Raw genomic sequence first — 25,692 nt, forward strand, 5'->3', positions numbered from 1 at the left:
TTAGCCGACATAAAATATTATCAGGAATCGCTCAGCTGAATATTTTTTTCAGGTGACCTTCGAGCTTTTGCAGCGCAACGCGCTTCTCTGGTAGGTAAGGGTACGCATTGGGTAGCGATCAATGCAAAACAGCAGCCTGCGTAAATCTCGCAGCGCGAAAAAGCGTTATACGAGCCAGAGGCCGGCCAACCTAATAGGGGTGCATTCATTTGGGCGATTGCATATCGTGCGCTTGGTCGGCCCAAGATTTCTGCAAGTGGCAGGAACAAACAAGCTGATCCGAAGTGAATTCAGGAGCTTTGTCTTTCTGCCGGAGGCGGCCCGCCATCGCCGTATGAGTGCACGACCATGCGTTACGTGGCATACGCTGTCGATCTATGGGGAGTCGCGCATGCGACCTACGAGCTAGAGTGCGGCGACGACGGCGACGCGAGACGTCGATCATTGAAATTCCTCGAAGCGCATCCGGTGATCGAGCTCTGGAGCGGCCCGCGGCGAATCGCAAGATTAACTGTGGATGGGCCTGGGAAGACGGAGCATGGGGCCGCGCCCCATCAACGACGTGGAGCTCGAAAAATCTCAGGACGACATGGCGCGTGAGCAGCTCAGCCCGCGCGGTGTTCCTAGCTCGCCGGCCCCGGGCGCGCATAGCCCGGAAGTACAGGAAAGTACGCGACGGTTGTTCATAACTTCCGATATGTTACGTGCGCCGTCGCAAACGGAATGCCCGCACGTCCAGCGCTCCCACGTACGATGCAGGCGCGATCGTCGATCGCATAGAACCAATCGTCGAAGTTCAGCTTGAAAGATTTGCCACCGATTTGCGGGGTGTCGCGGGTGTACTTCCAATGAAAGGCGCAACCTGCTTGCTCACCTATGGCCTCGCCTTCTAGTCGGTTTTCCAATCCGGTGTACCTACCCTCGTCGCCTTTTCGTATCGTCCAATGCAACGTGTCAGAATGTCCGTCATCAAATGTGTAAGTCTCGGTGAATAGAACGATTTGCGTGTCTGACTCGAATTCACCGTGCGCCGCGATTGTCGCGCGCTTCAGCAACCCGCCCACCAGACTTTCTACCACCGCCCAACCTTCGATCCGTCCCACAAAAAATTGCTCAGGAAGAAGTATCGGCCTTGTCCCTCTGAAATTGTCGATTGCCATTGGCGGATCCCGCTCAGGAATGCTCCCGAAAACTAAGTCTCCTGTTACCAATCGGTTCCGATCGGCGCTGCACAGCACGACGGGGCCTCACGTTGTCAAGCCACGCGGCCGTGCGACAATTACTACTAAAGAACTCCTTAGACCCCGGATCATTCGGGTAATACCCGCGAACATTCTTCGCTCTGCGGCGTCATATAAGCAGCCGGAGCAGCTCATGGCCTATCGAGAAGAACTTCAAAGGCCGCAACGTCAAATCGAACTGGCTAACCGCGCGATTCTCCTGATCAGGGATGAGGCGACGGCGAAGCGTCTGGCAAGGTTCGTAGATGAGATCAAGGGCAGGCTCGATAAGGTCCAAGCCGCCGCGCTATACGAGCAAACCAGCAGGCCCGCTTTGGAGGCCGCGCCTCATTGGGAGGTTCACATGACGCATGCCTACGAGGACGAGATACGAGCACGTGCGTATAAGCTCTGGGAAGCAGCCGGGAAGCCGGAAGGGCGCATGGATGAGTTCTGGTGCGAGGCCGAGCGGCAGCTCAAAGCGGAGCAGATCAAGCACGAGCTTAAAACACCTGATACCCTCTGAGCCGTAGGACTTCCTACGCAACTACTAATTTGTTTTCATGAGCTTCGAGCTTTTGCAGCGCAACGCGTTTCTCGGGCAGGTAATCATACCTGTCGTAAATCTCGTGAGGTCGGTTTTACCCGGTCTGTCACGTGGTTGAGCATGATCTCTGCGATCTCGCGCGATACTCCGAGGCGCGCGAGCATGGATCGGAAGGACCGCCGAAGATCGCGCACCTGCCATCCAGTCACACCTGATCGCTTGTCGATCTCTTTTTTTAAGTTCCCCGCGAGCCACGTTGAAGTGCGTACCCTTGATGTGAGCGGGGAAGTAATAGTCGGTATTCTTGTCTCGCCAATTATCACCCATTTTTTCTTGTCGATCGAGGATCGCACGCGCTATCGGCAGGATCGGGATTGCGTGCGCGCGCCCTTTCTTTGTGAATTCTCGGGGGATGGTGACCCACGCGACCTTCACGCGAGGCTCGCTGTAGCCGTCGTATTTCGCCGTTGCGACATCCCCACAAAATGATGAGCCGGATCATATCGCCGAAAAAGCCCTCGCACGCGTGCCACACTCTCTTGAGCTTGGCGTCGCTCAGAATGCGGCTGCGTTTCTTGTCATTGCCCGGAGCCGGATAGCCTTCGAGCGGACTGCGCTTGACGTAGCGATGAGGAGGTTTCGTGCACCACCGGGTCGTGTATCCCCGGTGGTGGTGTAGCTGGCGGTGAATCACCGCCAGCTACACCACGCCACGGGACACGATCCACCACCGAAGCATCGTGCGAAGCGCGCGGAATGCGTGAAGCTGTTCACTGGGCACGTCGGAAAGCTTCCCGAGTTCACGCTCGATCGTTGCATCGTCAAGTTCATCGAGCGTGCATCGGAATTCCAACCGGTTGAGGAGGCGAAGCGTTTCGGACTTAGTGCGCTCGCTTGGCGAAAGCAATCTCGCATCGATCTTGGCGGAAACGTCCGCGAGTAGAACGTCCATGTCAAAGCTTCGGGTGTGCGCGCAGGTGCCTCGGTGATGCGCGCCGGCGCATGCGGCCCGCGGCGCTCCATTCCGGGACGATTGCGCAATTCGCATGTGGCCGTTGCAAACGCCGCACGGGAGGATACCAGCAAGCGGATGCTTATTGTTGCGCGCAATCACGGGGCGACGTCGCGGCTTGCCGATGGGGCCACATATGGACAGCACGCGCGCTGCGAGCCCTCTGCGCTGTATCCCAGAGTTCTTGCGGAATGATCCGCAGCTCGGGGTTCTTGGCGATGACGTGGCGTTCGTCCGGATTGCGGCGCCTCTGCTTCTTCTGCGTCTCCAGGTTCAGAATTGTTGAACGAACATTCCAATGTATCTCGCCGATGTACAGCTTGTTGTCGAGAATTCCGCGACCATGATGACCACCAGATCAACGCCGTTGAACTCGAAAACCTGCTTCAGACGCTGGATCGTTGCGGGAACGCGCGACAAGCGATCGAAGTGCTCAACGACGATCACGTCGAAGTCATGGTTTCGCACACCGCTGAGAAGTTGCTGATAGTCATCCCGCGCATCTTCCGTAAGACCAGACTTTGCGGCGTCGACGAATTCACCGATAACATCCGGGCTGTTGCGTTCAGCGACCTTTCGGCAAAGCAATAGCTGACCGTCAATCGAAGTCGCCTTTTGCAAGTCGCTGGAATAACGGGCGTATAGCACCGCCGTCCTTTTCGGTGATGCTGTCGTCATGCCATTCCCTTTATCGGCTGTCCCAAACCGTCTTTGTTCATCCCGTACAATTTGCCGTCCGATGGTGCGCGCCAACTCAAGCCAAACTTCCTCATTGTCGGAATTGTCCGGAGAGCGGGAAGCGTCAAGCGGTCGGATGATTACCTTCTGCTCCCGGGATGATCGTATACCTGTCCGAAACATATATATGTATTTCGGACAGGTGGCTTGCCATTGTCCGAAAAAGTGCTACAATCTTCGGACATGAACACCGACTCGCCCCTCAAAGCCGCCATGCTCGACCGCATCCGGGCGGATGCCCCGCGCAAGGTCTGGACGCCCAGTGATTTCGTCGATCTCGCCTCCCGGGACGCCGTCGATAAGGCGTTGCAGCGGCTGACGAAGGCCGAAACCCTCAGGCGGATCGATCGCGGGCTTTACGATCAGCCTGGCTTCAACAAGCTCACCCAGAAACCCAACCCGCCCGATCCGCGCTCGGTCATCGACGCCGTCGGACGACGCGACCAAACGCGGATGCTGGTCGACGGCATGACGGCGGCGAACGATCTGGGCCTGACGGACGCCGTCCCGGCCAAAATCGTGGTGCACACCGACGCGCGGCGCCGCGCGATCAAGCTTGGGAACGTGACGATCACTTTTCGTCCAACCGCGGCCAGCAAGCTGTTCTGGGCCGGCCGACCGGCCATGCGGGTCGTGCAAGCGCTTCACTGGCTGCGCGATCTCCTGGTTCGTGAAGGCGAGAGCGATCAGATCAAGCACAAGCTCGCCAAGCTTTTCGAGGATCCGACGGCGGGGCCGCTCAAGGCCGATCTCACTGCGGGTCTGTCGGCTATTCCGACATGGATGCGGGTGTTTCTCAAGCCACTCATCGAAGCCGACGCTGATGCCGCCGGCATTGGCCGCCGGCCGATCGACGATGATGCTGATCATGCTAGCGCCGATCGCCATCATGGACAAAGTGACGGCGATGATGATCAGCGCCACGCCGCCACTGCACGTTCGAAGCCGACGCCGCGCTCCACCCAAAAGAAACCAGCCGCCAATCGTGGCGCAGCCCGGAGGACGGAGGCATGAACCCGGCTTTCGATGAGGTTCTCGCGGCCGGGTCGGACGCGATGTTGAGCGCCTTCGATACGACGGCGCTGCGCCTCGGCACGGCCTCCCAGAATATCGAGAAGGACTTCTGGGTCTGCTGGACGCTGGATGCCTTGTTCAATGGCCTGAAGGAGGGCGGACCCCGTCTCCTCTTCAAAGGTGGAACGTCCCTGTCCAAGGGATTCGGGCTGATCAACCGCTTCTCCGAAGACATCGATGTCACGGTGTTTCGGGACGATATCGGCGAGCCGGCGACGATTGAGGAGCTTGACGCGTTGAGCGGCAATAAGCGCCGGGCGCGCCTCGATGCGATCAAGGAGGCCTGCCAAGCCTATATCAATGGCCCGCTGCGCGGCGAGTTGACCGCGATCCTAGAGGACCGGCTCCGAGCCAGCGGCCTCGATGCGGGGGCGGCACGGGTTGAAGCCGACGACGCCGATGCTGACGGACAGACCCTTCTGATCTGGTATCCCGCGGCGACGCCGCGATCGGACTATGTGCGGGCGGCGATCAAGATCGAGTCGGGCGCCAAATCCGCGCTCGACCCGAACAGCGAAGTGCCGATCAAACCTTATGTTGACGATGATCTGCCGGCGCTCGATCTGACTGTTCCGGCCGTGCGCACGGTCGATCCCGTACGCACCTTCTGGGACAAGGTGGTGATCCTCCACGGGTTGCGGCGCTGGTTCGACAAGCGTGGCGAGCTGCGCGGGGGCGGCCAACGCGTGTCCCGTCATTATTATGACTTGCACATGCTCGCTGGGGACCCGGTCGGCGAAGCCGCCCTCGCGGACACGGCGCTCGGCATAGACTGCGTCGCGCATGCCCGGATGTTCTTCAATCGACCCGACTCCGATCTCGCGAGTGCTGCGCCCGGCTCGTTCGCGCTCGCCCCGCATGACGCGATGATCGATCAGTTGCGTGTCGACTACCGGGCCATGCAAGGCATGATCTTCGGCGACCCGCCGGCTTTCGAGGCGGTGCTCGCCAGCATCAGTTCGCTCGAGACCCGTCTGAACAATAAGGGTGCGCGCGAACGCGGGGCGGCGCGATGAAGCAGTCGGAGGGCGTTGTCGGCGGAGGGCAAGAGGCAGTCGCCAACCGCGCAGGCGAAGCGATCGTAATACCGCTGCGCAAGCGACGGCTCCCGAAATCCCTGCGGCTCGCCATGAAAGGGGATAGCTAAATCTACCCTCGTTCACGCTATAGCCCTCCAACGTCCCAATGAAATCAAGGCGCTGTGTTGCGATGTTGGCAAGCCAGAGTTCTCTACGCTATCATACGATGACGGCTCCTGCTTTATCCTATAGCGACCGAGCCTACTCCAGAGCCCTACTGCGAGCCTAGGTTCGCGAGTATTTGTGATATGCGAAGAAATTCTTGAGGCTGGTGAGAGCCGCCGTGGTCCTCACTTAAGAACTGCGATCAACTGGGCCACAAGCTTTTCGCGATCTGCGGCACGCAGCTTATCAAGATTGATCTGCTTCCATCGGACTGCCGGGAGCTCTGCCGCTCCACCGACGCCCAACAGAGCCCAATCCGGCTTCCCGCGCTTGAATCCGATCAGAAATTCCCGATGCTCCTCCGGCATCTTTCCAGATACCTCGGCGATCAAGTCCTCGCGGGCCTTCAACAGCTCATCCAGCGAGACTGGGTCTGACGTCATACCCTCGAAGCCGTGCTCGAATTCCTGGCGGATATCCTTTCGCCGCGGCACCACAACTTCCGAAATGGGCCGGTCATGGCTGATGAGATAGACGATGAAAGCGCGTCTCAGGTCGTCGCTTATGCCCTCATTCGCCAGAAGATCGCGGATGTCAAAAAGATCGCGAGGATGTTGGCGGTCAAAGGCGGCGACGATTTTCCCTGCGTAGAGGTCGGCGAAGGAGACGACCTGCGTTTCCGCAAAGCCAAAGCTCTCCTCGACGTTCGGAAGCACGGATCGCATCTCGGGATCGAAGACGCAGCCACGAAGGATAGGAGTCACTTCGATCTTGATCTGGGCGTCGGCCCTTTGAAGGGTCAGTTTGGTAACGATGCCTTCCGCGCGGTTTACGACCTCGTTCATTTTGACGCCCGGAATTCCCTTGGCAATGGCGACAGCCATTCTTTTCATGCCCGCATCGATCGCGGCCAATGATTCCGGCCGCCCGGCCACAGGTAGGTAGGTCAGGTCGATATCGACTGATAAGCGCGGCATATCGCGCACGAATAGATTGATTGCAGTCCCGCCTTTGAGAGCAAAATCCTTTTCCGCCGCAACGAATGGCAGGGTTTCGATCAGCAGCGCGACCTGATGCTGATAGCGCTCAGACAGGGGCACTGATATCCTCCGGCACGGTGATCAAGTATTTCGGATCAAGTTTTCCGCCTTTCACCAGCATGCGCTTTCCCTTCCCCAAATCGACCTTGTCACGGTCTATCCGCTTCAGCCATGAATGGTTGTGGCGGTCAGCGAACCAGAAGAACAGCCGTTTGACTTTCACGTTTCTGCAATCGTCCAGCAATTTTTGCAGCTTCCGGGGACCAAGATTGCGCAAGCCCTCAACGAGCATGTCGACCTGGCGGAAGCTCTCGTTGCTCGGCAACTCGTCGAGCAGTTCAAGCAACGCGCGTTCGGGCGATGAGACCGTCAGCGGCCATTCGCCCTCGCCCCATATCTGCTTGAACGGTCCTGCCCGGAATTCATCGGTGGCGACCCCGGTATTGCTCTGGACATTCCAGGCGTAGTTCTTGAGCCCCTTTGTCACGGGGGCGGCTTTGAAGAGCGTTGTGCTCTTGCGGAAGGTGAAGCGTTCTTTGAGCGGAAGCTTGGACAGCCATCCGGGCGGAGGATGCGGACCGTAGAGATAGACGACGGTCGGCCCATTTGCCCTGAGGTAGTGCGAAAAGCCTTGCAGTTCGAGCGCCGTTCGCCCTCCGACGATCAGGGGGCGCTCAAGCAGCGTCTGAAGCGATATGACAGCTTTTTGCCACGTCAGAGTGCCAAGCGGGCGCTTGAAAGTTCCACGCACCGGCTGAACCAGCCAGCCAGCCGAGACATACTGGCTGCGCAAGCCTGTCGAATAACCATGCTTCGTCATCCACCCGGAATCGACCAATAGGCCCTCCGGGAGGGTATGCTCGAGGAAGTTTAACTTTCCGCCAGAATGCTCAGTCATACTTAGCAATACGGCATTATTTCAAACCAAAGGCAAGTTTATGAATTTGCAAATTTGCTAAGCCTGACTATGCAGAAAGCTCATAGCCAAAACCAACTGGCGCCACCAGATGGTCAAAGACGCATCTGCTGGGTCTTGGAGCTTTTCAGCTGCCACGCTTGCGCGCGACACGCTCGGCTCGTGACAGATCACCGTCGTCTGGTCAATCACGACGGTCAAGCCGCCATCAGACACCGCGATCAAGTTGCTCGCCAGGCAGGCTCCCGCAAGTAGCTAAAGAACAAACCATGAACGAACGGTATCGGCGCACCGCGAAGGGGAAGCCGTCTTAAACGGGCCATGTCCGTGCGGCTCGAGGAAGACCGCGCGCCTCTGTTGCTTCAATGGGCAGGGCTGGCACAAGCCGCCCGTTGTCCTCGGACTCAAAACGCTGCCTGCCACGGGCCGTGTCGAAAAATGCTACATGAAGGAGCTGGGATCATGCGTTGCCCCCATCTCGGCCGAACACATCATTTCGGATTCCGTCTGCCGCGTATTGATGGCGACGGCGAGTTTTCGATCTCAGGCGTTCCCTGGCTGGAGGCGGGCGAAACGAAGATCATGGCGCCACCTCAGGCAAAATGTCTCTGTACCAAACACAACAGCGCGCTGAGCCCGCTCGATGCCGCTGCACATTATTTCTTCGCGTCGCTTAAGTCATATCTCGAACATGATGCCGGGTCGCGACACGCCATTCTATCCGGGCATGACCTCGAACGCTGGATATTGAAAATCGCCAAAGCAGCAGCCGTGTCCCGCAACCTGGCACGCGGAAGAGAACGACTGTCGGGTGCGTTTTCGCGGGATGAAGCAATTCTCGACATGCTTGACGACCCCCGACATTGGCCCGAAGGGGCGGGGCTTTAGCCGTCCGCGACCGGCGCCTTCCAACTCGGTATTAACGGTTAAGCTGATATTGGCTGTGATCGACAGACGACGTCATCGACAGCACAATGTGGGAATGGTCATGGCCGAGACGCAAATTGAATGGACCGACGCCACCTGGAATCCAGTTGCTGGCTGCTCCATCGTCAGCGCGGGCTGCACGAATTGCTATGCCATGGAAATGGCGAGACGACTTCAGGCGATGAATGTTCCGAAATATAAAGGACTCACGCGGCGCAGCGGAAAACGAACCGTTTGGAACGGCGTGGTCCGTGAAGACAAGGCCGCCTTGGACATTCCGCTGCGCTGGAAGAAGCCGCGAAAAATCTTCGTTAACTCGATGTCTGACCTGTTTCATGATCGGGTGACGGACGCCTTCATCCTGAGAGTGTGGGCCGTCATGCGTGCCACGCCCCACCATCACTATCAGATCCTTACCAAGCGTCCGGAGCGGATGGGGGCGCTGGTTCGCTCCAAGATCGGCGAAGTTCTGCCGAACGTATGGCTCGGCACCAGTGTCGAGAGCGCCAACGTCGCGGGTCGCATCGATCATTTGCGCACCATCCCGGCTGCAATCCGTTTCATCTCATTTGAGCCGCTGATCGGCCCGGTAGGGTCAGTCGATCTTCGCGACATCCATTGGGCCATCGTCGGCGGAGAAAGCGGAAGATCGGCTCGCCCGATCCGTGAAGAATGGATCGATGAAATCTTCGATCAGTGTGCGATGCACAACACCGCGTTCTTCTTTAAGCAGTGGGGGACATGGGGGAAAGACAACAAGCGTCGTTCCAAAAAGGCCAATGGGCGCGTATATCGCGATCAGGTCTGGGACGAAATGCCGAAGGCTTCGCTCGCGCTCTGAGAATGACGCCTCTGGATAGCAGGATTCATTGGGGGGCGAATGTCGAAAAAGCCGTATTCATGGGTCGCAGGCGCGGTTCTTGAGGAGCACTCAAGACGCAAGCACAAGGTCATCGCCGAATACGTCGCGCGATATCTGGCCGTGCGCTGCCAGCTTCCTCAACAGTCCCGGTTTCGTCTTGCCATTGTCGATGGTTTTGCAGGCGGCGGCCAATACAAGTGCGGCAGTCCCGGGTCTCCGCTGATCTTTATAAACGAGCTTCGTGTCGCGACGGAGCAATTCAACATCAAGCGTCAGGCCGAGGGGATGTCGCCGCTCGACATCGAATGCCTGCTCATCCTGAACGACTTCGACAAAGAGACTGTCGAGCTGCTGAAAACGAATGCCGCTTCGCTCATCGCCGTAATCAAGGAGAACGTGTCGAAGCTTCACCTTCGCGTCGAGTATCGGAATGAGAAGTTCGACGAACTCTATCCCGAGGTGAAGCAACTGCTCGAGCGCGGCAGCTATCACAACGTCCTCTTCAATCTGGATCAATGCGGAACAGGCAGCGTCGAAATCAACACGATCGGCGACATCGTCGCGTCGTTCACGTCGGTTGAAATCTTCTACACATTCGGCATCCAGACGTTGCTGACGTTCCTGCATCAGACGGACCGGGGCGCGCTGGCCAGGCAGCTTGCGCCGTTTGGCGTCAGTCCGGATGATCTATCGCAACTCGATAGTTTGATGACCAAGGACGCTTGGCTTGGCGCAGCGGAACGCATGGTGTTCGAGTCGTTTCGGCGCTGCGCGAACTACGTCAGTCCCTTTTCCATCCACAATCCGGACGGGTGGCGTTATTGGCTTATCCACTTCGCAAATTCGGTTCGTGCGCGTCAGGAATACAACAATATCCTGCATCAAAACAGCAGCGCCCAGGCACATTTTGGCCGGTCCGGTTTGCACATGCTGTCTTACGACCCGAGTGAAGCCGACAGCATGCTCTACGTGTTCGATGCGGCGGGAAGGGCGGAAGCAAAAAAGCAGCTTCACGATGATATTCCGCGGCTCATCACAAATTACGGCGATGCAATTCCGGTCGGTGAGTTTTACGCCAGCATCTACAACGCGACCCCGGCTCACATGCTCGACATCAACTCAGCGATCATCGAGAATCCGGACCTCGAGGTTATCACCGAACAAGGCGGCGGGGAGCGCCGCAAAGCCAACACGATCAAGACCAGCGACATCCTGCGCTTGAAACAGCAGCGCAGTTTCTTTCCGATTTTCTTTGAAAATCAAAGCAGGATAGGGAAGAAATGACGCACGCCATCGTGGTCGCATGACGATTGGTGCCCGAATGGCGGATCATCGGAATACGCTCGCCCTTGTCGCAGCCGCTGCCACCCTGGCGCTTGTATTGGGGTTTGCCTATGGCGCCACCTTCAATGGTGGTTGCGAGCAGATCAAGGATGCTCAATTTGGTTGTCTCGAATGGTGGTTTTCCCGCTACCAGACGTTGATCGCCATGTTTGGCGCGATTTTCGTTGCTTGGCTTAGCGTCCAGCCTGTTCTGAAGCAGCTCAAGCTGTCCTCGGTGCAGACCGCTGTCGCCTTGCAACAGGTTCACGCAGATCGTGAAAAACGGCTGGAGAACTGGCTCAAGCCAGAATTGGCCGCGCTGGAAAAACTGTCCGAAGACCTGGCGCGTGGCTATTATGAACGTGAGGATGACCATGGGGTGCTTCCTCACTGGGTATGGGATATGAACCAAACGGTCGACAGCACCCGCGGCCGTTTAATTCGGCGGTAGGACAGAAACTTCGGGCCTGCGGAGATAACAGCCGCCCGTCAAAACCTCATCGACATTCTCGGGCGGCTCACCAAGTGCATGTCAGACTACAATGGGTCTGTCTACGCTGACGATCCGGAGTACGATTTCTCCGACGACGACCGGGCGAAGATTGACGCAGCCGAGACCAAGGCGCGGGAAGATCTGCCGACCCGAATTGACGAGGCGTCAGTGGCGATCAAGAAATTCGCTGAAGCTGTGGCAGCGGACCTTCGGGAGTTGCGTTTGAAGCGTCGGCTCTATGATCAGATGCTGGCGAGCGCCAACCTTCCGGCGGAGAAGTTGGAATAAGGCGTCTGCGATCGCGTGAGACAACCGGCGATACGGATTCTTATCCGCGACGCGAATCAAACATGCGAGAGCTGTTCTCGCGAGGATTTCTGAAATGGCCGCTGATCGCCCCCGCCGGGTTTTCCTTGATGCGAACGTCGTGATCCGGGCCGGCAAGCCGCCCGGCGGTCCGCTGATCCCGCGGGTCGCTGATCTGGTAGACGCCGGCTATATCAAGGTTGTCACGACCGATCTTACAAAAATAGAGATCGCAAAAAAGCATGCGGCTAACGATTTCGAGGTCATCGGCGACCTGACCAGGAGACGAGTCCGCGACCTGGCTGATGAGATTCTCGCCGTTAAACTCCCCGAGATTTCTCCGGTTGAACTGCAGCAAAGACTGATCGAGAAGTATCATGCTGCGGTGGAGCAGATGTTCAGCTCGCTGCGAGCGGAGACGCTTTCGATCGATAGTGTGAAGCCGTCCGTCGTATTCGACGCATACGCGCGCAGGACCGGCCTGTTTGGCGACGACGCCAAGAAGGATCAATTTCCAGATGCCTTCATCTTCGAAGCCCTAAAAGCGACTGTCACGAAAAGCGATCCGCTGACGATCGTCTCGGACGACAAGGACTTTGCGGCGGTCATCAAGAACGCTGAGCATATCACCGGGCTGAGATCGATCGCGGATCTCTTCGCCAAGCTCGGGCTGACAATCGAAGCGGCCCCGGACGTCAACGATTTTGTGGATGACAATCGCGATGCGATCGTCGGGGTCGTTCATGAAGAACTCAATCAGTGGGGATTGCAGGTCAGCGATGTTGACGATGCAGAAATCGACGAAGCGGACGTGGAAAATGTGAACTTTCTCGACTTCAGGACATTTCGGACGATCGGCCCAGGCAAGGAGATTCTCGTCGTCGGGCGCATCGAGATGGACGTCAAAGTCTCCTACCACCATCCCGATTGGGACACCGCCACTTACGACAGCGAAGACAAGGTACTGCTGCCGCACCACACGGTGGAAGGCGAGAAGAACATAGATGTAGAAGCCAATTTTAGTATGACCCTGACCGTCGACAAGCACGGCAAGCCGACATCGGTTGCTGAGTTCTCGTTCGACGACGATGATTTCGTCTGGGTCGCGATCGGGCCAAACGACTTCGACTACAAATAGGTCTTTCGCGGCTCGTGAAATGGTTAGATTTCGCGCGGTGCGTACACGTTGTCCGGGTAGGGAAGCCTTTCGTTGACACGCCGTAGGAGCACAAGATAGCCCCGCACAGCCAGTTGGAGTTCGGCGCCATCACCCAGGGGCTTGTCTTTGAAGGCGTGAATGGTGTTGCGCCGCTCCTGCACCAGATCAAGGAGGGCATTCCCGTCAGCGCCGATGAGGTCATGCTCTTTCACGAAGATCTTCAGAGGCTGGAGCGTAAGTCCGTCAGGACTGAAAGCCTTTTGCTTTTTGTGATCGAACGCATTTGCCTTCTTGAGCACGTCCAGGTCGGCTTTGTAGTCCATGTAAAACACCGACAGGAGGAGTTTCAGCGTTCCTTCGAGCAGACTGCCGAGGTTCGACCAGGCGAGAATGAGTTCTCCGTCCGACAGCGCAGTGGAGGGTTCACGTAGCCACAAACGCAATGTCTTTGACAGCGACGCCTGCCAGTCGAGGCGGCTCTTGGTCAGCAGGCCCGCGGCTTCAACAGGCGCCCAGCCGTTGCTTGCTGCCCAAAAGGTCGCCAAGCCGCTGTTCAGTTTTTCGATCCGGGAAACGACGTCCTCGATTGTCATGCGTGACTTATCCGTCGCCAAGCCGAATCGGCCAGCCGTCGATTGGCAGGCCAGAGCTTTACGATCTGACGCAGCCCTCAGGCAACTCGGGGTTCAGAGGGCACGTCGTTAATTGGGGCTTATTGCGGCGCAGCATAAGTGCCGCACGTACGGTCCGACAACCCAGCGGGAGGCGAGATTCAGTGCATCCGCGAGTTCGTGAAACTAGAATGTTCGCGTGATAATCGATTCGATCTATCCCACCGTAGCTACGGACGATTTTGCGCGTCGCTTCTCGCAGCGCGGCGGAAATCTCATGTGGCTGCTCGGGGCTGGCGCTTCGGCGGCCGCCGGCATTCCGACGGCGTGGGACATGATTTGGGAATTCAAGCAGCAACTTTACGTCAGCCAGCGCCGCGTTTCTCCGAAATCCGTTCATGTCCCGGACGGAGATGTTCCGCGTGATGGGCCGATCGCTAGATCTCTACCGACGTCGGCACTCGGGTCGCTCTCCCCGGAAAGTGACGGTACACAAGACGACAGAATTCAAGAAGGACGAGATCGACGGCTGCATGGAAGCGCTGCATCAGTGCGAAGCGGTCGATCTCGTGCAGGTCGTGGAGGACGTCGGCTGGAGAGGTGTTCGCATCGATCGCGACCGCCAAAGCGGCAAAGGGAAGCCAACGGGTTATCCGGTCGATCGTGGTACCCTGATCCCGCTCGGAGACCGCGAGTGTCTGCTGTGGATGCATGGCGATGTAAAAGGCGTCGCGGAGCGCTCGTATTACCAAGGCGGCCGCAGCACGCCTCGTCCGATTCAACTGGTCCGTCATGCAGGGCACGGCTCGTGGGACGAAACCGCCCGGTCAGCTCTCGCGCTCGCGAAGATGGATTGGAACAACGACGCACTGTACGACATGCTGCCGGTGACCATGGCATACGCAAAAACGCTCGCGCGCGTTGTCAAACGAATGGACGGATTGGGCTCCGCTCCCTATCAATTTCGTTTCTTCATGTGACGTCGACTGGCCAACCGCGAGCCAGAATAATGATCCGAGTCAATTAGTTCCCGATATACAACAAGTGGATATTTCTGTGACAACATCTCTTGACGGAGAAATTCGCGACGGTCGCCATCATATGCAGGTCCGCGTCTATTTCGAAGATACGGACGCCGGCCAGATTGTTTATCACGCCAATTTCTTGCGCTTCATGGAACGGGGAAGAACGAATTACCTGCGTCTGCTCGGGACCAATCAGCGGGAGCTACTCAAAGAAGCGCACGACGATGCGCCAAGCTTCGCCTTCGTTGTCCGTTCAATGACAATCGATTTCCTAAAACCAGCGGCCTTGGACGACTTGCTTGATGTCATCACAATCCCCGCAGAGGTGAAGGGCGCATCGATTACCCTGCTGCAGGAATGTCGACGCGAAGACGATCTTTTGGTCGCGGCCCGCGTGCGGGTAGCATTTATCTCAGGCGGAAGGGCGCAACGGATCCCGAAGGCGCTACGGCTCGCTATGGAAGGAGCGTAGAGAATCTACGCTTGTTCACGCTATAGCCCTCCAGCGCCCCAATGGAATCAAGCCGCTGTGTTGCGATGTTGGCAAGCCAGAGTTCTCGGGCATCGTCTATCACGCCAATTATCTGCGCTACATGGAGCGCGGGCGCACCAATCATCTGCGGCTGATGGGTGCCGAGCAGCAGGCGCTGTTCGATCAGGTCGAGACGGAGGGTGCGGGCTTTGCCTTTGTGGTGCGCTCGATGCATCTGGATTTCCTCAAGCCGGCGCGGATGGACGACGTGCTCGACGTTGTGACATGGCCGGTTGCGGTGAAGGGCGCCTCCATCATGCTGGCGCAGGAGGTGCGGCGCGGTGAGGATGTGCTGGTCAAGGCCGAGGTGCGCGTCGCCTTCATCGGCGGCGGTCGGGCGCAACCGATCCCGAAATCGATCCGCACGCTGATGAAGGCCGATCTGATTTCGTGATCGCCCGATAGGGGAAGGCCTATCGACTCCGCTGGCCGCGGCGATAGATTTGCGGCCTCAATCCACCGATGAGGCCATCATGTTGCGCCCGCCGCTTCCGCCCTTCACCCGAGAGACCGCCGCGCAGAAGGCGCGCATGGCCGAGGACGCCTGGAATTCGCGCGATCCGGTGCGCGTCTCGCTTGCCTATACCGAGGACAGCCGCTGGCGCAATCGCTCGGAAGTGTTTCAGGGCCGCGAAGCGATCGTCGCATTCCTTACTCGCAAATGGGAGAGGGAGCAGGAGTACCGTCTGATTAAGGATCTCTGGGCTTTCGACGAACACCGCATCGCGGCGCGCTTCCAGTACGAATGGCACGACGCGAGCGGTCAGTGGTATCGCTCCTACGGCAACGAGCAGTGGGAGTTCGACCAGCACGGCCTGATGCGGCGGCGCGAGGCCTCGATCAACGACATCGCGATTGCGGAGCAGGATCGCCGCTTTCACTGGCCGGCGCCAGGATCGCGCCCGGCGGATGTGCCGGGGCTGGGCACCGATCCGTTCTGAATTGCTTCCTCTCGCTCTCCCCGCAGACGGACCGCAAGCGGGGTGGTGTGAAATCAGCGCCTCGCCAAAAACCTCGTGATCGCGCCACCCAGCTTTGCATTGTCCAGCGGTTGCGTCAGCGAATCCCTTGCCGTTGCCAGGACATGCTCCGGCACCTTGCCGTCGCGCAGCTCGCAGCACACCAGCGCAAACTCCAGGTCGAACTCCGGATGTGGCTGCACGGTCAGTGTCGCGCCGTTCGCGTAGAGCAGGCCGGCATGCGGCGTGAATTCTGAGGAAAGGATTGTCAGCGCATCGTTCGGTGGCTCGATGACCTGGTCCTGATGCGAGGCGGCGATGGCGACGGTTTCGCCCTGGACGATGCCGTTCTCCGGCAGCACCTGATAGACGTGCCGGCCGATGCCCCAGCCCTTCTCCGACTTCTGCACGGTGCCGCCGAGCGCCTGCGCGATCAGCTGGTGGCCAAAGCAGACGCCGACCATCCGCGTCTTGTTGGCGTAAGCCGTGCGCACGAAATTTTCCAGCGGCGCGATCCAGTCGAGCCCGTCATAGACGCCGGCGGCAGCTCCGGTAATCAGCACAGTGTCGAGCTTGCTCGGATCGGGCAGCGCATCGCCATTGGGGATGCTGACGACATCGACTGCGACCGTCGGATCCTCGGCGCGAACCATGCGCTCAAACATGTCCGGAAACGAGCCGTGCTGTTCGCGATATTTTGGCGGAACCCGTCCGGTCTCGATGATGGTGATGCGTGCCATGGGCACCTCAGGTAAGAGATCAGCCATATCCGTGCAAGCGTTCGATCATCCCGGCGTGGGTTGATCATCGAATGCGGCAAGTGACTTGCGCATGGTCTCGACGAGATCGAGCGCCACCGGCGAGGGGCTGCGCTGCGCCGGAAACACCGCGGAGAACTCGAAGTCGATGCGCGGCAGGAAGCGGCGCACGACGACGCCGCGTGTGGAAAATTCCTGCGCGGTGAAGGGATCGCAGATCGCGACGCCGAGTCCGGATGACACCAGGCCGCACATGATCTCGGACAGCGCGGTCTCGACCCGCAGCACGCGGCGGACATCGTGACGATGGAAGATCTGGTCGACGAGGTGCCGGCTCGACGATCCCGCCGACAGCGAGATGAAGGTCTCGCCCTCGAAATCACGCGGCTCGAGGACTTCCTTCTCGGTGAGGCGATGACCCATCGGCAGCACGGCGACGCGCGCCGGCGCCGGCAGCTTTTGACTCGGCAGGCCGGAATGCGCGATCGGCACCTCGGCAAAGCCGACGTCACATTGATTGTTCAGCACCCAGTCGACCACGATCGGCGAGATCACGCCGAAGAAGGCGAGGTTGAGGTTCGGCCGCTCCTTCAGGAAGTGACCGGTCAGTCGCGGCAGATAGCCGTTCGAAAGTGCGGGCAGTGCTGCGATCCGCAGCGAGCCGGTGCGGCGGCCGCGGATTTCCTCGGCTGCGGCGGTGATGCGTTCGAGGCCGATGAAGGAGCGCTCCACTTCGGTATAGAGCGCCATCGCTGCCGCGGTCGGCACGAGGCCCGTGCCGCGCCGTTCGAACAGCTCCATCTTCAGCAGCGCCTGGAGGTCGCGCAGCAACCGGCTCACCGCCGGCTGCGTGACGGTCATCAGCGCCGCCGCCTCGGTGACGCTGCCGGTGAGCATCGTCGCGCGGAAGGCCTCCACCTGCCGCGAATTGATCCGCGCCATCCCAAAATCCATTCATAATATTTAGGCATGCAGAGGGTGCCATTATTCATTGGACGATGGAAGCCGGGGTTTGCGATCTTTTTCATCAGAGCTGGAGACAGCCCGCTTTTTCGGCAGATTGGAGGGGTTCAACCCTCCGATCGCACCAAAACCGCGGAGCAGGGCCGGAGCCTTGCCCTGGGGCCGGGATCGGTGCGGAAGGAAATGCGGAAGGCGCTTTGGCGAGTGAGACTTGTCGGCACGTCACGTCATCCCGGTATTGGAGATCGGTCCACATGAAGACTTTTCGCCTTCTGACAGCAGCCAGCGTCGCGGCGCTCATTGCCGTCCCTTCGGTCGCCTCGGCCCAGCAAAAGACGCTCTATGTCGCCGGCTATGGCGGCTCGTTCGAGAAGACCATCCGCGACGAGGTGATCCCGAGCTTCGAGAAGGAGAACGGCGTCAAGGTCGAATACGTCGCCGGCAACTCCACCGACACGCTGGCGAAACTGCAGGCACAGAAGGGCAATCAGCAGATCGACATTGCCATCGTCGACGACGGCCCGATGTACCAGGCGATCCAGCTCGGCTTCTGCGGCAAGCTCAATGGTCTGCCCGCGGCCGATCTCTACGATACCGCGCGCTTCAAGGACGATCGTGCCGTTGCGATCGGCATCGTCGCGACCGGTCTGATGCACAACACCAAGGTGTTTGCGGAGAAGAGCTGGGCGCCGCCGACCTCGTGGAATGATCTGAAGGACACGAAGTACGCAAAACAGCTGGTCATTCCGCCCATCAACAACACCTATGGACTCGAAGCGCTGGTGATGCTGTCGAAGATGAACGGTGGTGGCGAGTCCAACGTCGAGTCCGGCTTCAAGATCTTCAAGGAGCAGATCAATCCGAACGTGCTCGCCTATGAGCCGTCGCCGGGCAAGATGACCGAGCTGTTCCAGTCCGGCCAGGCCGTGATCGCGGTGTGGGGCACCGGCCGCGTGCAGAGCTTTGCCAACACCGGCTTCCCCGTCGACTTCGTTTATCCCAAGGAAGGCGCGGCAACGCTGCTGACAACGGCCTGTCCGATCGCCAAGTCGAATGCCTCGCCGCTCGCCTCGAACTTCGTCAAGATGCTGCTTGATCCCAAGATCCAGCTCGTGATGCTGAAGGACTACGGCTACGGCCCCGTGCTGAAATCGCTGCTGGTGCCGCCGCAGCTCGGCAAGATGGCTCCGATCGGCGAACGCGCGGCCAAGCTCTACAATCCGGACTGGACGGTCATCAACGAGAAGCGCGAGGAGTGGACCAAGCGCTGGAATCGCGAGGTCGAGCGCTGATCTGATCGTCCGCAGCGGAGACAGCTCATGGCCTATCTCGAGCTCGATCGGGTGGCAAAACAGTTCGGCGCGCAGACCGTGGTCGATGACTTCAGTCTCGCGGTCGGCAAGGGGAGTTCATTTCCTTTCTCGGTCCCTCCGGCTGCGGCAAGACCACGACGTTGCAGATGATCGCGGGCTTCCTCGATCCCACGCGCGGCGCGATCCGCCTGGAAGACAAGGATCTGACCGCGATCCATCCGGCCAGGCGCGGGCTCGGCATCGTGTTCCAGAGCTACACGCTGTTTCCGCACATGACGGCGGCGGAGAACGTCGCCTTTGGTCTCGAGATGCGCAATGTCCCACGCAACGAGCGGGTCGAGCGCGTCGCTGCCGCGCTCACAATGGTGGGCCTCGCCGGCTACGAAGACCGCCATCCCCGCCGGATGTCCGGCGGCCAGCAGCAGCGCGTGGCGCTGGCGCGTGCGCTGGTGATCAAGCCGAGCGTGCTGCTGCTCGACGAGCCGCTCTCCAATCTCGACGCAAAACTGCGCGAGGAGATGCAGATCGAGCTGCGCCAGATCCAGCGCACCATCGGCACCACCACGATCCTCGTCACCCACGACCAGAACGAGGCGATGTCGCTGTCCGACCGTATCGTCGTCATGAGCCAGGAAAAATCGAGCAGATCGGCACCCCGCAGGAAACCTATGAGAAGCCGGCCTCGGCCTTCGTCTCGCAGTTTTTGGGCAAGACCAACGATTTTGCCGGGACGATCGATCGGACGGTGACGCCGGCGCGGTTGGTGGCGGGCGCCTGGAGCGCGCCGGCGACGGCCGGGCTCAGTGGCCCTGTCACCGTCAGCATTCGTCCTGAACGTATCGGCTTTGGCGATGCGGGCCTCGGCGCAAAGATCGTCGCGCGCATCTTCCAGGGCAATCACTGGCTGTTCCAATGCGACTGCGAATGCGGCCCGGCGATCGTGATCCGCCAGAACGACGGCAAGCCACAGCCGGCCGAAGGCGAGGCCGTTCACCTCACCTGGCGGCCCGAGGACATGAGCGTGCGCGCGAGGACCGTCGCATGAGCGGGGTCGCCGAGGAGCGCAACGCGCGCGCACCTTGGGCGCTGACAGCGCCCGCCTTGATGCTGTTCGTCGGCGTGCTGCTGATTCCGCTGGCGATGACCGTGCTGCTGTCGTTCCACGATTGGGGCCAGTACAAGGGCATCGAGCCGGTCTTCATCCTGAAGAACTGGCACGAGATCGCGACCGATCCCTATTACGCCGAAATGTTCTGGCGGACGTTTCGGATCGCGATCCTGACCACGCTGCTCACCGCTCTGCTCGGCGCGCCCGAAGCCTACATCCTCAACCGCATGAGCGGTCGCTGGAAGAGTTTTTTCCTGCTGGTCATTCTCGGGCCGCTGCTGATCTCCGTGGTGGCGCGCACGCTCGGCTGGGCGCTGCTGTTCGGCGGCAACAACGGCCTCGTCAACAAGCTCTTGATGTCGGCCGGGCTGATCCGCTTCCCCATTCCCTTCATGTTCACCGAGACCGGCATGGTCGTTGCGCTCGCGCATGTCATGATGCCGTTCATGGTGCTGTCGGTCTGGGCCGCACTGCAACGGCTCGATCCGCAGATCGAGAACGCCGCGATGTCGCTCGGTGCCGGCCCGGCGACCATCATCCGCCGCATCATCATGCCGCAGATCATGCCGGGCGTGCTGTCGGGCGCAATCATCGTGTTCTCGCTCTCGGCCAGCGCCTTCGCGACACCCGCGATCATCGGCGGTCGCCGGCTCAAGGTCGCGGCGACGCTCGCCTATGACGAATTCCTCAACACGCTGAACTGGCCGCTCGGCGCCGCGGTCGCCACGCTGCTGCTGGTGGCGTTGGTGCTGATCGTGGTCGGCAGCAACGCGCTGATCGAGCGCCGCTATGCGGAGGTGTTCCGATGAGACGGAACGGCCCGCTTGCGCTGATCTTCCACACCATCTTCGTTGTCGTGATGGTGGCGCCGATCCTGGTGGTCTGCCTCGTTGCCTTCACGCCGGAAGGCTTTTTGTCGCTTCCGACCAACGGCTTTTCGCTGCGCTGGTTCAGGGCGATCGGCAATTATCCCGAGTTCATCCACGCCTTCTGGGTCAGCCTTGGGCTCGGCGCGCTCTCGTCCTTGGTGGCGCTGCTGTTTGCGGTGCCGGCGGCGCTCGCGATCGCCCGTCATCGCTTCCGCGGCCGCGATGCGCTGGCGGCCCTGTTCCTGTCGCCGCTGATGATTCCGCATGTCGTGCTCGGCATCGCCTTCCTGCGCTTTTTCACCTCGGCCGGCCTCGGCGGCAGCTTTGCGGCGCTGATCATCGCGCATGTCATCATCGTATTTCCGTTTGCGCTCCGGCTGACACTCGCGGCTGCCACCGGCATGGACCTCTCCGTCGAGATGGCGGCGGTCTCGCTCGGTGCCGGTGGCTGGACGCTGTTTCGCCGTGTGACCTTGCCGCTGATCCTGCCCGGCGTCATCAGCGGCTGGGCGCTGGCTTTCATCCAGTCCTTCGACGATCTGACCATGACCGTCTTCCTTGCGGCACCCGGCACCGAGACGTTGCCGGTGCGCATGTTTCTTTATATCCAGGACAACATCGATCCGCTGGTGACGTCGGTCTCGGCCTGCGTGATCGCGATCACCATGACCGCCCTCATTCTGCTCGATCGCTTCTACGGGCTCGACCGCGTGCTCGCCGGCAAGGGCGACACGGGACGATAGGAGAATCTATGCCCAAGGACTATGACGTCGCCGTCGTCGGCGGCGGACTGCTCGGCTCCGCGATTGCCTGGGGCCTCGGACGGCTCGGCAAGAGCGTGGCCGTGCTCGACGAAGGCGACATCACCAAGCGCGCCTCGCGCGCAAACTTTGCGCTGGTCTGGGTCCAGAGCAAGGGCTCGGCATGCCGGCCTACACGGTGTGGACCGTGCGGGCGTCGCAGGCGTGGGGCAGACTTGCTTCCGAGCTGAAGCAACAGACCGGCCTCGATGTCTCGCTCCAGCAGAACGGCGGCTTTCATCTCACGCTCGGCGACGACGAATTCGGTCAGAGAGCCGAGCTGGTCAAGCGTATGCACAACCAGGCTGGTGCTGCCGACTACAAGATGGAGATGCTCTCGGCGTCCGAGGTGAAGAAGTCGCTTCCGCTGATCGGGCCGGAGGTTTCGGGCGGCAGCTATTGTCCGCTCGACGGCCACGTCAATTCGCTGCGCACCTTTCGCGCCTTCCACACCGGCTTCAGGGAATTCGGTATCGACTATTTCCCGGAGCAGCCGGTCTCGGCGATCAGCAGGAGCGGCGGCGAATTCCGCCTGAGCACGCCGACGGGCGAGCTTCGGGCCGCCAAGATCGTGCTGGCCGCCGGCAATGCCAACCAGACGCTGGCGCCGATGGTCGGCCTCTCCGCGCCAATGGGCCCGACCCGCGGCCAGATCGTGGTGACCGAGCGCACCATGCCGTTCCTGCCGCATCCGCTGACCACGATCCGGCAGACCGACGAGGGCACGGTGATGATCGGCGACAGCAAGGAGGACGAACTCGACGACCGCGCGCTGAAGCATTCGATCAGCGCGGTGATGACCGATCGCGCGCAGCGGATGTTTCCGCATCTCGCGCGGCTCAACGTGGTCCGAAGCTGGGCCGGCATTCGAGTCATGCCGCAGGACGGCTTTCCGATCTATGACCAGTCGGAGACGCATCCCGGCGCCTTCGTCGCCTGCTGCCATTCCGGCGTGACGCTCGCCTCCAACCACGCCTTCGAGATCGCGCGCATGGTCGCGCAAGGCGCGCTCGAGCCCGAGCTGGTCGGCGCGTTCTCGGCGAACCGCTTCGGCGGCGCGGGCGCTGCGAACACCAGCGGCTATTAGAGATATCAAGGAGCCAAGAGGCATCCCATGTTTAGACGATCCGAACAGGACAAGCGCCCACACGTGCAGATCTTCGTCGACGGCGTTGCCGTCGCGGCACGCCAGGGTGACACCGTCTCCGCCGCGCTGCTGGCATCCGGCCAGGACGCGCGACGTTCCACGGCAGTGAGCGGCGCGCCGCGTCTGCCCTATTGCATGATGGGCGTGTGCTTCGACTGCCTCGTCACCATCGACGGCGTCGGCAACAGACAAGGCTGCCTCGTGCCCGTCGCCGAGGGCATGCAGGTTGAAATCCAGAGGGGCAAGCGGGAGATCGGAAAATGACTATGGCTCCCAAGCGCGAAGATTACGACGTCGTGGTAGTCGGCGCCGGACCCGCGGGTCTCGCAGCCGCCACGACATCCGCTGAAGCCGGCTTGTCGACCCTGCTGCTCGACGAGAACATCGGTCCCGGCGGCCAGGTGTTTCGTGCCATCTCGTCCACGCCGGTGACCGAACGGAGCCAGCTTGGCGCGGACTATTGGATCGGTGCCGATCTCGTGCAGTCGCTCCGCGCAAGTAGTGCCGAGGTCATCCACCGTGCCACCGTCTGGAGCCTCGATCGGAACCTCGACATCGCAGTCTCGATCGGCGGCGCCTCGGCCTTCGTCAAGGCGAAGCGCGTCATCCTCGCCAGCGGCGCGCTGGAGCGGCCGTTTCCGATTCCAGGCTGGACGCTGCCGGGCGTGATGACGGCAGGTGCCGCGCAGACCATGCTGAAATCGTCGGCGCTGGTCCCGGATGGCCGCACCGTGATTGCGGGGCAGGGGCCGCTGCTCTGGTTGCTCGCGGCGCAGATCTTGCGCCTTGGGGGCCGCATCGACCGCATTCTCGACACCACCGCGCGCGGCAATTCTTTCGCGGCGCTGCCGCACGCGTTCGCCTTCCTGACCTCGCCCTATTTCGCCAAGGGCCTGTCGATGATGCGCGAGGTGAAGGCGAAAGTGCAGGTCGTCTCCGGCGTCACTGAGCTTGCGGCGATCGGCGATGGTCGGCTCACGAGCGTCAACTACGTCGCGGGCAGCAATCGCGAGACCATCCCGACGGATCTCCTGCTGCTGCATCAGGGCGTCGTGCCGAACGTCAACCTTGCGATGTCCGCAGACGTTGAGCATCGCTGGGACGAATTGCAACTGTGCTGGTCGCCGGTGCTCGACGCGAGCGGCAATTCGTCGGTTCCCGGCATCGCGATCGCCGGCGACGGCGCCGGCATCGGCGGCGCGAATACTGCCGTGGTCCGCGGTCGCATCGCTGCGCGCGCGGCGGTGGAAGCACTGGCGCCCGCCGCCGCTGCGAAGCTTCCCGCGATGGCGACGCTCCGCGCCGATCTCGCCAAGGCTGAGCGCGGGCGCATCTTCCTCGACACGCTGTTCCGCCCGTCGCCGCAGTTCCGCATTCCCTCGGGCGATACCATCGTCTGCCGATGCGAAGAGGTCACCGCAAGGACGTTCTCGACTCCGTCGCGATCGGCGCGACCGGACCGAACCAGCTCAAGGCCTATCGCCGCACCGGCATGGGCCCGTGCCAGGGCCGGCTCTGCGGCCTCACCGTCACGGAGCTGATGGCCCAGGTACGTAGCAAGAGCCCGCAGGAGATCGGCTATTATCGGTTGCGCGCGCCGGTGAAGCCGATCACGCTGGCCGAGCTCGCCGCCGTTCCGAAGAGCGAAGACGACGTCAAGGCGGTGGTGCGCGGATGACCGAAAACGTGGATGCGATCGTCGTCGGCGGCGGCATCCACGGATGCTCGACCGCGCTGCATCTGTGCCTGGCCGGCTTGAAGCCGGTGCTGATAGAGAAGGACTATGCCGGTCGGCACGCCTCGGGCGTCAACGCCGGCGGCGTGCGCCAGCTCGCGCGGCACATTCCGGAAATCCGCTCTCAATCCGCTCGATGGATATCTGGGAGAAGATCAAGGATATTCTCGACGACGATTGCAGCTTTGAAAGCCACGGCCAGGTACTTGTCGCCGAGAACGAGGAGGAGCTCGCGGTCTGCCGCGCACGTGTCGCCGAGCTCAACGCACTCGGCTTCACTCACGAAGAGCTGATCGACGCGGCTGAACTGCGCCGACTGGTGCCGGCCGTGGCCGAGACCTGTCCGGGCGGCGTGGTCTCGCGCCGCGACGGCGCCGCCAACCCCGCGCAGACAACGACGGCATTCCGGCGCAAGGCTGAGCAACTCGGCGCGACCGTGCGCGAGGGCGTAGCCGCCGGCAACATCCGCTACAGCGACGCGCTTTGGCATGTCGATGTCGGCCCTGAAACCTTTGCCGCGCCGGTGCTCGTCAACGCTGCCGGCGCCTGGGCCGGCAAGATCGCGGCTGCGCTCGGCGAGCCGGTGCCGGTCGAGACCGTGGCGCCGATGCTGATGATCACCTCGCGCGTGCCGCACTTCATCGACCCCGTCGTGATCCTGCGCGGGCGAAAGCTCTCCTTCAAGCAATTCTCCAACGGTACCGTGTTGATCGGCGGCGGCCATCTGGCCACCCCCTACCGGGATCGCAACGAGACGGTGCTGGACTGGAAGAGCCTCGCGACCAGCGCGCGCACCGTGTTCGAGCTGTTCCCGGTGATGCGCAGCGCCAGCATCGTCCGCGCCTGGGCCGGTATCGAGGCAAAAATGAAGGACGACATTCCCGTGTTCGGCCCGAGCAGCCGCCACAAGGGGCTCTATCACCAGTTCGGCTTCTCGCTGCACGGCTTCCAGCTCGGCCCCGGCGCCGGCGCCGTGATGGCGGAGCTGATCGTCAATGGCGGCACCCAGACCCGAATCGGCGATCTCGGCATCGACCGCTTCCATCCCTCCACGCTCTAGGAACAAGAGGA

General features: G+C 60.7%; 27 protein-coding genes and 5 pseudogenes. 21 read left to right on the plus strand and 11 right to left on the minus strand.

Going from position 1 to position 25,692, the window contains the following annotated elements:
* Positions 1–683: 683 nt before the first annotated feature.
* Complete coding sequence (locus ACTGJ9_RS12330; RefSeq protein ID WP_456677258.1) at positions 684–1,160, minus strand: DUF3833 family protein; 477 nt, start codon at positions 1,158–1,160, stop codon at positions 684–686.
* A 214-nt stretch (positions 1,161–1,374) separates the two neighbouring features.
* Here ACTGJ9_RS12330 and ACTGJ9_RS12335 point away from each other — a divergent pair, with 214 nt between their 5' ends.
* Positions 1,375–1,746: a DUF2934 domain-containing protein gene (locus ACTGJ9_RS12335; RefSeq protein WP_456677259.1), complete on the plus strand. Its 372-nt coding sequence runs from the start codon at positions 1,375–1,377 to the stop codon at positions 1,744–1,746.
* A gap of 721 nt (positions 1,747–2,467) precedes the next feature.
* On the opposite strand, the gene ACTGJ9_RS12340 is transcribed toward ACTGJ9_RS12335, so the two are convergent.
* From ACTGJ9_RS12340 to ACTGJ9_RS12355, 4 genes and pseudogenes are all read right to left on the minus strand, one after another.
* A complete protein-coding gene (locus ACTGJ9_RS12340) occupies positions 2,468–2,719 on the minus strand; it encodes a hypothetical protein (RefSeq protein WP_456675400.1) in 252 nt (83 codons plus the stop codon).
* Positions 2,720–2,743: 24 nt separating this feature from the next.
* Positions 2,744–2,815, minus strand: a pseudogene (locus tag ACTGJ9_RS12345) (hypothetical protein); the annotation flags it as partial.
* Positions 2,816–2,861: 46 nt separating this feature from the next.
* Positions 2,862–3,113 (minus strand): recombinase family protein, encoded by a 252-nt coding sequence (locus ACTGJ9_RS12350; RefSeq protein WP_456678508.1) that lies wholly within the window; start codon positions 3,111–3,113, stop codon positions 2,862–2,864.
* Complete coding sequence (locus ACTGJ9_RS12355) at positions 3,053–3,532, minus strand: recombinase family protein (RefSeq protein ID WP_456675399.1); 480 nt, start codon at positions 3,530–3,532, stop codon at positions 3,053–3,055. Before ACTGJ9_RS12355 ends, ACTGJ9_RS12350 begins: the two co-directional genes overlap by 61 nt.
* A 168-nt stretch (positions 3,533–3,700) precedes the next feature.
* Here ACTGJ9_RS12355 and ACTGJ9_RS12360 point away from each other — a divergent pair, with 168 nt between their 5' ends.
* The gene (locus tag ACTGJ9_RS12360; protein ID WP_456677260.1) at positions 3,701–4,531 is read left to right on the plus strand and encodes a DUF6088 family protein; all 831 of its coding nucleotides are present in this window, start codon (positions 3,701–3,703) and stop codon (positions 4,529–4,531) included.
* Positions 4,528–5,607 (plus strand): nucleotidyl transferase AbiEii/AbiGii toxin family protein, encoded by a 1,080-nt coding sequence (locus ACTGJ9_RS12365; RefSeq protein WP_456677261.1) that lies wholly within the window; start codon positions 4,528–4,530, stop codon positions 5,605–5,607. The genes ACTGJ9_RS12360 and ACTGJ9_RS12365 overlap by 4 nt, the downstream gene beginning before the upstream one ends.
* Positions 5,608–5,960: 353 nt before the next feature.
* On the opposite strand, the gene ACTGJ9_RS12370 is transcribed toward ACTGJ9_RS12365, so the two are convergent.
* From ACTGJ9_RS12370 to ACTGJ9_RS12380, 3 genes are read right to left on the minus strand one after another with little or no spacing between them, the layout of a single operon-like run.
* Positions 5,961–6,875, minus strand: a complete 915-nt coding sequence (locus ACTGJ9_RS12370; protein WP_456677262.1) for a nucleotidyl transferase AbiEii/AbiGii toxin family protein — start codon at positions 6,873–6,875, stop codon at positions 5,961–5,963.
* The gene (locus ACTGJ9_RS12375) at positions 6,862–7,713 is read right to left on the minus strand and encodes a type IV toxin-antitoxin system AbiEi family antitoxin domain-containing protein (protein WP_456677263.1); all 852 of its coding nucleotides are present in this window, start codon (positions 7,711–7,713) and stop codon (positions 6,862–6,864) included. The genes ACTGJ9_RS12370 and ACTGJ9_RS12375 overlap by 14 nt, the downstream gene beginning before the upstream one ends.
* Before the next feature lie 57 nt (positions 7,714–7,770).
* Positions 7,771–7,956: a hypothetical protein gene (locus tag ACTGJ9_RS12380; RefSeq protein ID WP_456677264.1), complete on the minus strand. Its 186-nt coding sequence runs from the start codon at positions 7,954–7,956 to the stop codon at positions 7,771–7,773.
* Between the two features lie 237 nt (positions 7,957–8,193).
* Here ACTGJ9_RS12380 and ACTGJ9_RS12385 point away from each other — a divergent pair, with 237 nt between their 5' ends.
* The 6 genes from ACTGJ9_RS12385 to ACTGJ9_RS12410 all read left to right on the plus strand — a co-directional run bounded on the left by ACTGJ9_RS12385 (position 8,194) and on the right by ACTGJ9_RS12410 (position 12,780).
* Positions 8,194–8,619, plus strand: a complete 426-nt coding sequence (locus tag ACTGJ9_RS12385) for a hypothetical protein (protein ID WP_456677265.1) — start codon at positions 8,194–8,196, stop codon at positions 8,617–8,619.
* Between the two features lie 100 nt (positions 8,620–8,719).
* Positions 8,720–9,499 (plus strand): phage Gp37/Gp68 family protein, encoded by a 780-nt coding sequence (locus tag ACTGJ9_RS12390; RefSeq protein ID WP_456677266.1) that lies wholly within the window; start codon positions 8,720–8,722, stop codon positions 9,497–9,499.
* A 39-nt stretch (positions 9,500–9,538) separates the two neighbouring features.
* Positions 9,539–10,804 carry a three-Cys-motif partner protein TcmP gene (locus tag ACTGJ9_RS12395; protein ID WP_456677267.1) on the plus strand — a complete coding sequence of 422 codons (1,266 nt, stop codon included), beginning with the start codon at positions 9,539–9,541 and terminating at the stop codon, positions 10,802–10,804.
* A gap of 19 nt (positions 10,805–10,823) precedes the next feature.
* Positions 10,824–11,294 (plus strand): hypothetical protein, encoded by a 471-nt coding sequence (locus ACTGJ9_RS12400; protein ID WP_456677268.1) that lies wholly within the window; start codon positions 10,824–10,826, stop codon positions 11,292–11,294.
* Between the two features lie 78 nt (positions 11,295–11,372).
* Positions 11,373–11,624, plus strand: a complete 252-nt coding sequence (locus tag ACTGJ9_RS12405; RefSeq protein WP_456677269.1) for a hypothetical protein — start codon at positions 11,373–11,375, stop codon at positions 11,622–11,624.
* Between the two features lie 94 nt (positions 11,625–11,718).
* Positions 11,719–12,780 carry a PIN domain-containing protein gene (locus tag ACTGJ9_RS12410; RefSeq protein WP_456677270.1) on the plus strand — a complete coding sequence of 354 codons (1,062 nt, stop codon included), beginning with the start codon at positions 11,719–11,721 and terminating at the stop codon, positions 12,778–12,780.
* A 23-nt stretch (positions 12,781–12,803) separates the two neighbouring features.
* On the opposite strand, the gene ACTGJ9_RS12415 is transcribed toward ACTGJ9_RS12410, so the two are convergent.
* Positions 12,804–13,394 (minus strand): hypothetical protein, encoded by a 591-nt coding sequence (locus ACTGJ9_RS12415; protein ID WP_456675391.1) that lies wholly within the window; start codon positions 13,392–13,394, stop codon positions 12,804–12,806.
* A gap of 500 nt (positions 13,395–13,894) precedes the next feature.
* Between ACTGJ9_RS12415 and ACTGJ9_RS12420 the strand changes: the two genes are divergently transcribed.
* The 4 genes from ACTGJ9_RS12420 to ACTGJ9_RS12435 all read left to right on the plus strand — a co-directional run bounded on the left by ACTGJ9_RS12420 (position 13,895) and on the right by ACTGJ9_RS12435 (position 15,910).
* Entirely contained in the window at positions 13,895–14,392 is a 498-nt protein-coding gene (locus ACTGJ9_RS12420) for a hypothetical protein (protein WP_456675390.1), read from the plus strand.
* A gap of 76 nt (positions 14,393–14,468) precedes the next feature.
* The gene (ybgC, locus tag ACTGJ9_RS12425) at positions 14,469–14,909 is read left to right on the plus strand and encodes a tol-pal system-associated acyl-CoA thioesterase (protein WP_456678509.1); all 441 of its coding nucleotides are present in this window, start codon (positions 14,469–14,471) and stop codon (positions 14,907–14,909) included.
* Between the two features lie 22 nt (positions 14,910–14,931).
* Positions 14,932–15,363, plus strand: a complete 432-nt coding sequence (locus ACTGJ9_RS12430; protein ID WP_456678510.1) for a YbgC/FadM family acyl-CoA thioesterase — start codon at positions 14,932–14,934, stop codon at positions 15,361–15,363.
* A 79-nt stretch (positions 15,364–15,442) separates the two neighbouring features.
* On the plus strand, positions 15,443–15,910 hold the full coding sequence (locus ACTGJ9_RS12435) for a nuclear transport factor 2 family protein (RefSeq protein ID WP_456677271.1): 468 nt from the start codon (positions 15,443–15,445) through the stop codon (positions 15,908–15,910).
* A 53-nt stretch (positions 15,911–15,963) separates the two neighbouring features.
* On the opposite strand, the gene ACTGJ9_RS12440 is transcribed toward ACTGJ9_RS12435, so the two are convergent.
* Positions 15,964–16,668, minus strand: coding sequence for a type 1 glutamine amidotransferase (locus ACTGJ9_RS12440; RefSeq protein WP_456677272.1), 705 nt, complete (start codon positions 16,666–16,668; stop codon positions 15,964–15,966).
* Positions 16,669–16,713: 45 nt separating this feature from the next.
* Entirely contained in the window at positions 16,714–17,628 is a 915-nt protein-coding gene (locus tag ACTGJ9_RS12445; protein ID WP_456677273.1) for a LysR substrate-binding domain-containing protein, read from the minus strand.
* A gap of 275 nt (positions 17,629–17,903) precedes the next feature.
* Here ACTGJ9_RS12445 and ACTGJ9_RS12450 point away from each other — a divergent pair, with 275 nt between their 5' ends.
* The 8 genes and pseudogenes from ACTGJ9_RS12450 to ACTGJ9_RS12485 all read left to right on the plus strand — a co-directional run bounded on the left by ACTGJ9_RS12450 (position 17,904) and on the right by ACTGJ9_RS12485 (position 25,681).
* A complete protein-coding gene (locus tag ACTGJ9_RS12450; protein ID WP_456677274.1) occupies positions 17,904–18,941 on the plus strand; it encodes an ABC transporter substrate-binding protein in 1,038 nt (345 codons plus the stop codon).
* 27 nt (positions 18,942–18,968) lie between these two features.
* A pseudogene (locus ACTGJ9_RS12455) lies at positions 18,969–20,007 on the plus strand (ABC transporter ATP-binding protein).
* Positions 20,004–20,879, plus strand: coding sequence for an ABC transporter permease (locus ACTGJ9_RS12460; protein WP_456677275.1), 876 nt, complete (start codon positions 20,004–20,006; stop codon positions 20,877–20,879). Before ACTGJ9_RS12455 ends, ACTGJ9_RS12460 begins: the two are co-directional and overlap by 4 nt.
* Positions 20,876–21,682 carry an ABC transporter permease gene (locus ACTGJ9_RS12465; RefSeq protein ID WP_456677276.1) on the plus strand — a complete coding sequence of 269 codons (807 nt, stop codon included), beginning with the start codon at positions 20,876–20,878 and terminating at the stop codon, positions 21,680–21,682. The genes ACTGJ9_RS12460 and ACTGJ9_RS12465 overlap by 4 nt, the downstream gene beginning before the upstream one ends.
* An 8-nt stretch (positions 21,683–21,690) precedes the next feature.
* Positions 21,691–22,826 (plus strand): annotated as a pseudogene (locus ACTGJ9_RS12470) (NAD(P)/FAD-dependent oxidoreductase).
* A gap of 27 nt (positions 22,827–22,853) precedes the next feature.
* Complete coding sequence (locus tag ACTGJ9_RS12475) at positions 22,854–23,150, plus strand: (2Fe-2S)-binding protein (protein ID WP_456677277.1); 297 nt, start codon at positions 22,854–22,856, stop codon at positions 23,148–23,150.
* Positions 23,147–24,564: pseudogene (locus ACTGJ9_RS12480) on the plus strand (FAD/NAD(P)-dependent oxidoreductase). Before ACTGJ9_RS12475 ends, ACTGJ9_RS12480 begins: the two are co-directional and overlap by 4 nt.
* A pseudogene (locus tag ACTGJ9_RS12485) lies at positions 24,561–25,681 on the plus strand (NAD(P)/FAD-dependent oxidoreductase). The pseudogenes ACTGJ9_RS12480 and ACTGJ9_RS12485 overlap by 4 nt, the downstream one beginning before the upstream one ends.
* The last annotated feature ends 11 nt before the right edge of the window (positions 25,682–25,692 follow it).

Source organism: Bradyrhizobium sp. RDM12 (assembly GCF_051917485.1).
GTDB lineage: Bacteria > Pseudomonadota > Alphaproteobacteria > Rhizobiales > Xanthobacteraceae > Bradyrhizobium.

What these genes read in the sequence shown, in the direction of transcription:
- ACTGJ9_RS12330 (WP_456677258.1), bottom strand. Translation starts at nt 1,160, where the DNA reads ATGGCAATCGACAATTTCAGAGGGACAAGGCCGATACTTCTTCCTGAG.
- ACTGJ9_RS12335 (WP_456677259.1), top strand. Translation starts at nt 1,375, where the DNA reads ATGGCCTATCGAGAAGAACTTCAAAGGCCGCAACGTCAAATCGAACTG.
- ACTGJ9_RS12340 (WP_456675400.1), bottom strand. Translation starts at nt 2,719, where the DNA reads ATGGACGTTCTACTCGCGGACGTTTCCGCCAAGATCGATGCGAGATTG.
- ACTGJ9_RS12360 (WP_456677260.1), top strand. Translation starts at nt 3,701, where the DNA reads ATGAACACCGACTCGCCCCTCAAAGCCGCCATGCTCGACCGCATCCGG.
- ACTGJ9_RS12365 (WP_456677261.1), top strand. Translation starts at nt 4,528, where the DNA reads ATGAACCCGGCTTTCGATGAGGTTCTCGCGGCCGGGTCGGACGCGATG.
- ACTGJ9_RS12375 (WP_456677263.1), bottom strand. Translation starts at nt 7,713, where the DNA reads ATGACTGAGCATTCTGGCGGAAAGTTAAACTTCCTCGAGCATACCCTC.
- ACTGJ9_RS12385 (WP_456677265.1), top strand. Translation starts at nt 8,194, where the DNA reads ATGCGTTGCCCCCATCTCGGCCGAACACATCATTTCGGATTCCGTCTG.
- ACTGJ9_RS12390 (WP_456677266.1), top strand. Translation starts at nt 8,720, where the DNA reads ATGGCCGAGACGCAAATTGAATGGACCGACGCCACCTGGAATCCAGTT.
- ACTGJ9_RS12395 (WP_456677267.1), top strand. Translation starts at nt 9,539, where the DNA reads ATGTCGAAAAAGCCGTATTCATGGGTCGCAGGCGCGGTTCTTGAGGAG.
- ACTGJ9_RS12400 (WP_456677268.1), top strand. Translation starts at nt 10,824, where the DNA reads ATGACGATTGGTGCCCGAATGGCGGATCATCGGAATACGCTCGCCCTT.
- ACTGJ9_RS12405 (WP_456677269.1), top strand. Translation starts at nt 11,373, where the DNA reads ATGTCAGACTACAATGGGTCTGTCTACGCTGACGATCCGGAGTACGAT.
- ACTGJ9_RS12410 (WP_456677270.1), top strand. Translation starts at nt 11,719, where the DNA reads ATGGCCGCTGATCGCCCCCGCCGGGTTTTCCTTGATGCGAACGTCGTG.
- ACTGJ9_RS12415 (WP_456675391.1), bottom strand. Translation starts at nt 13,394, where the DNA reads ATGACAATCGAGGACGTCGTTTCCCGGATCGAAAAACTGAACAGCGGC.
- ACTGJ9_RS12435 (WP_456677271.1), top strand. Translation starts at nt 15,443, where the DNA reads ATGTTGCGCCCGCCGCTTCCGCCCTTCACCCGAGAGACCGCCGCGCAG.
- ACTGJ9_RS12440 (WP_456677272.1), bottom strand. Translation starts at nt 16,668, where the DNA reads ATGGCACGCATCACCATCATCGAGACCGGACGGGTTCCGCCAAAATAT.
- ACTGJ9_RS12445 (WP_456677273.1), bottom strand. Translation starts at nt 17,628, where the DNA reads ATGGCGCGGATCAATTCGCGGCAGGTGGAGGCCTTCCGCGCGACGATG.
- ACTGJ9_RS12450 (WP_456677274.1), top strand. Translation starts at nt 17,904, where the DNA reads ATGAAGACTTTTCGCCTTCTGACAGCAGCCAGCGTCGCGGCGCTCATT.
- ACTGJ9_RS12460 (WP_456677275.1), top strand. Translation starts at nt 20,004, where the DNA reads ATGAGCGGGGTCGCCGAGGAGCGCAACGCGCGCGCACCTTGGGCGCTG.
- ACTGJ9_RS12465 (WP_456677276.1), top strand. Translation starts at nt 20,876, where the DNA reads ATGAGACGGAACGGCCCGCTTGCGCTGATCTTCCACACCATCTTCGTT.
- ACTGJ9_RS12475 (WP_456677277.1), top strand. Translation starts at nt 22,854, where the DNA reads ATGTTTAGACGATCCGAACAGGACAAGCGCCCACACGTGCAGATCTTC.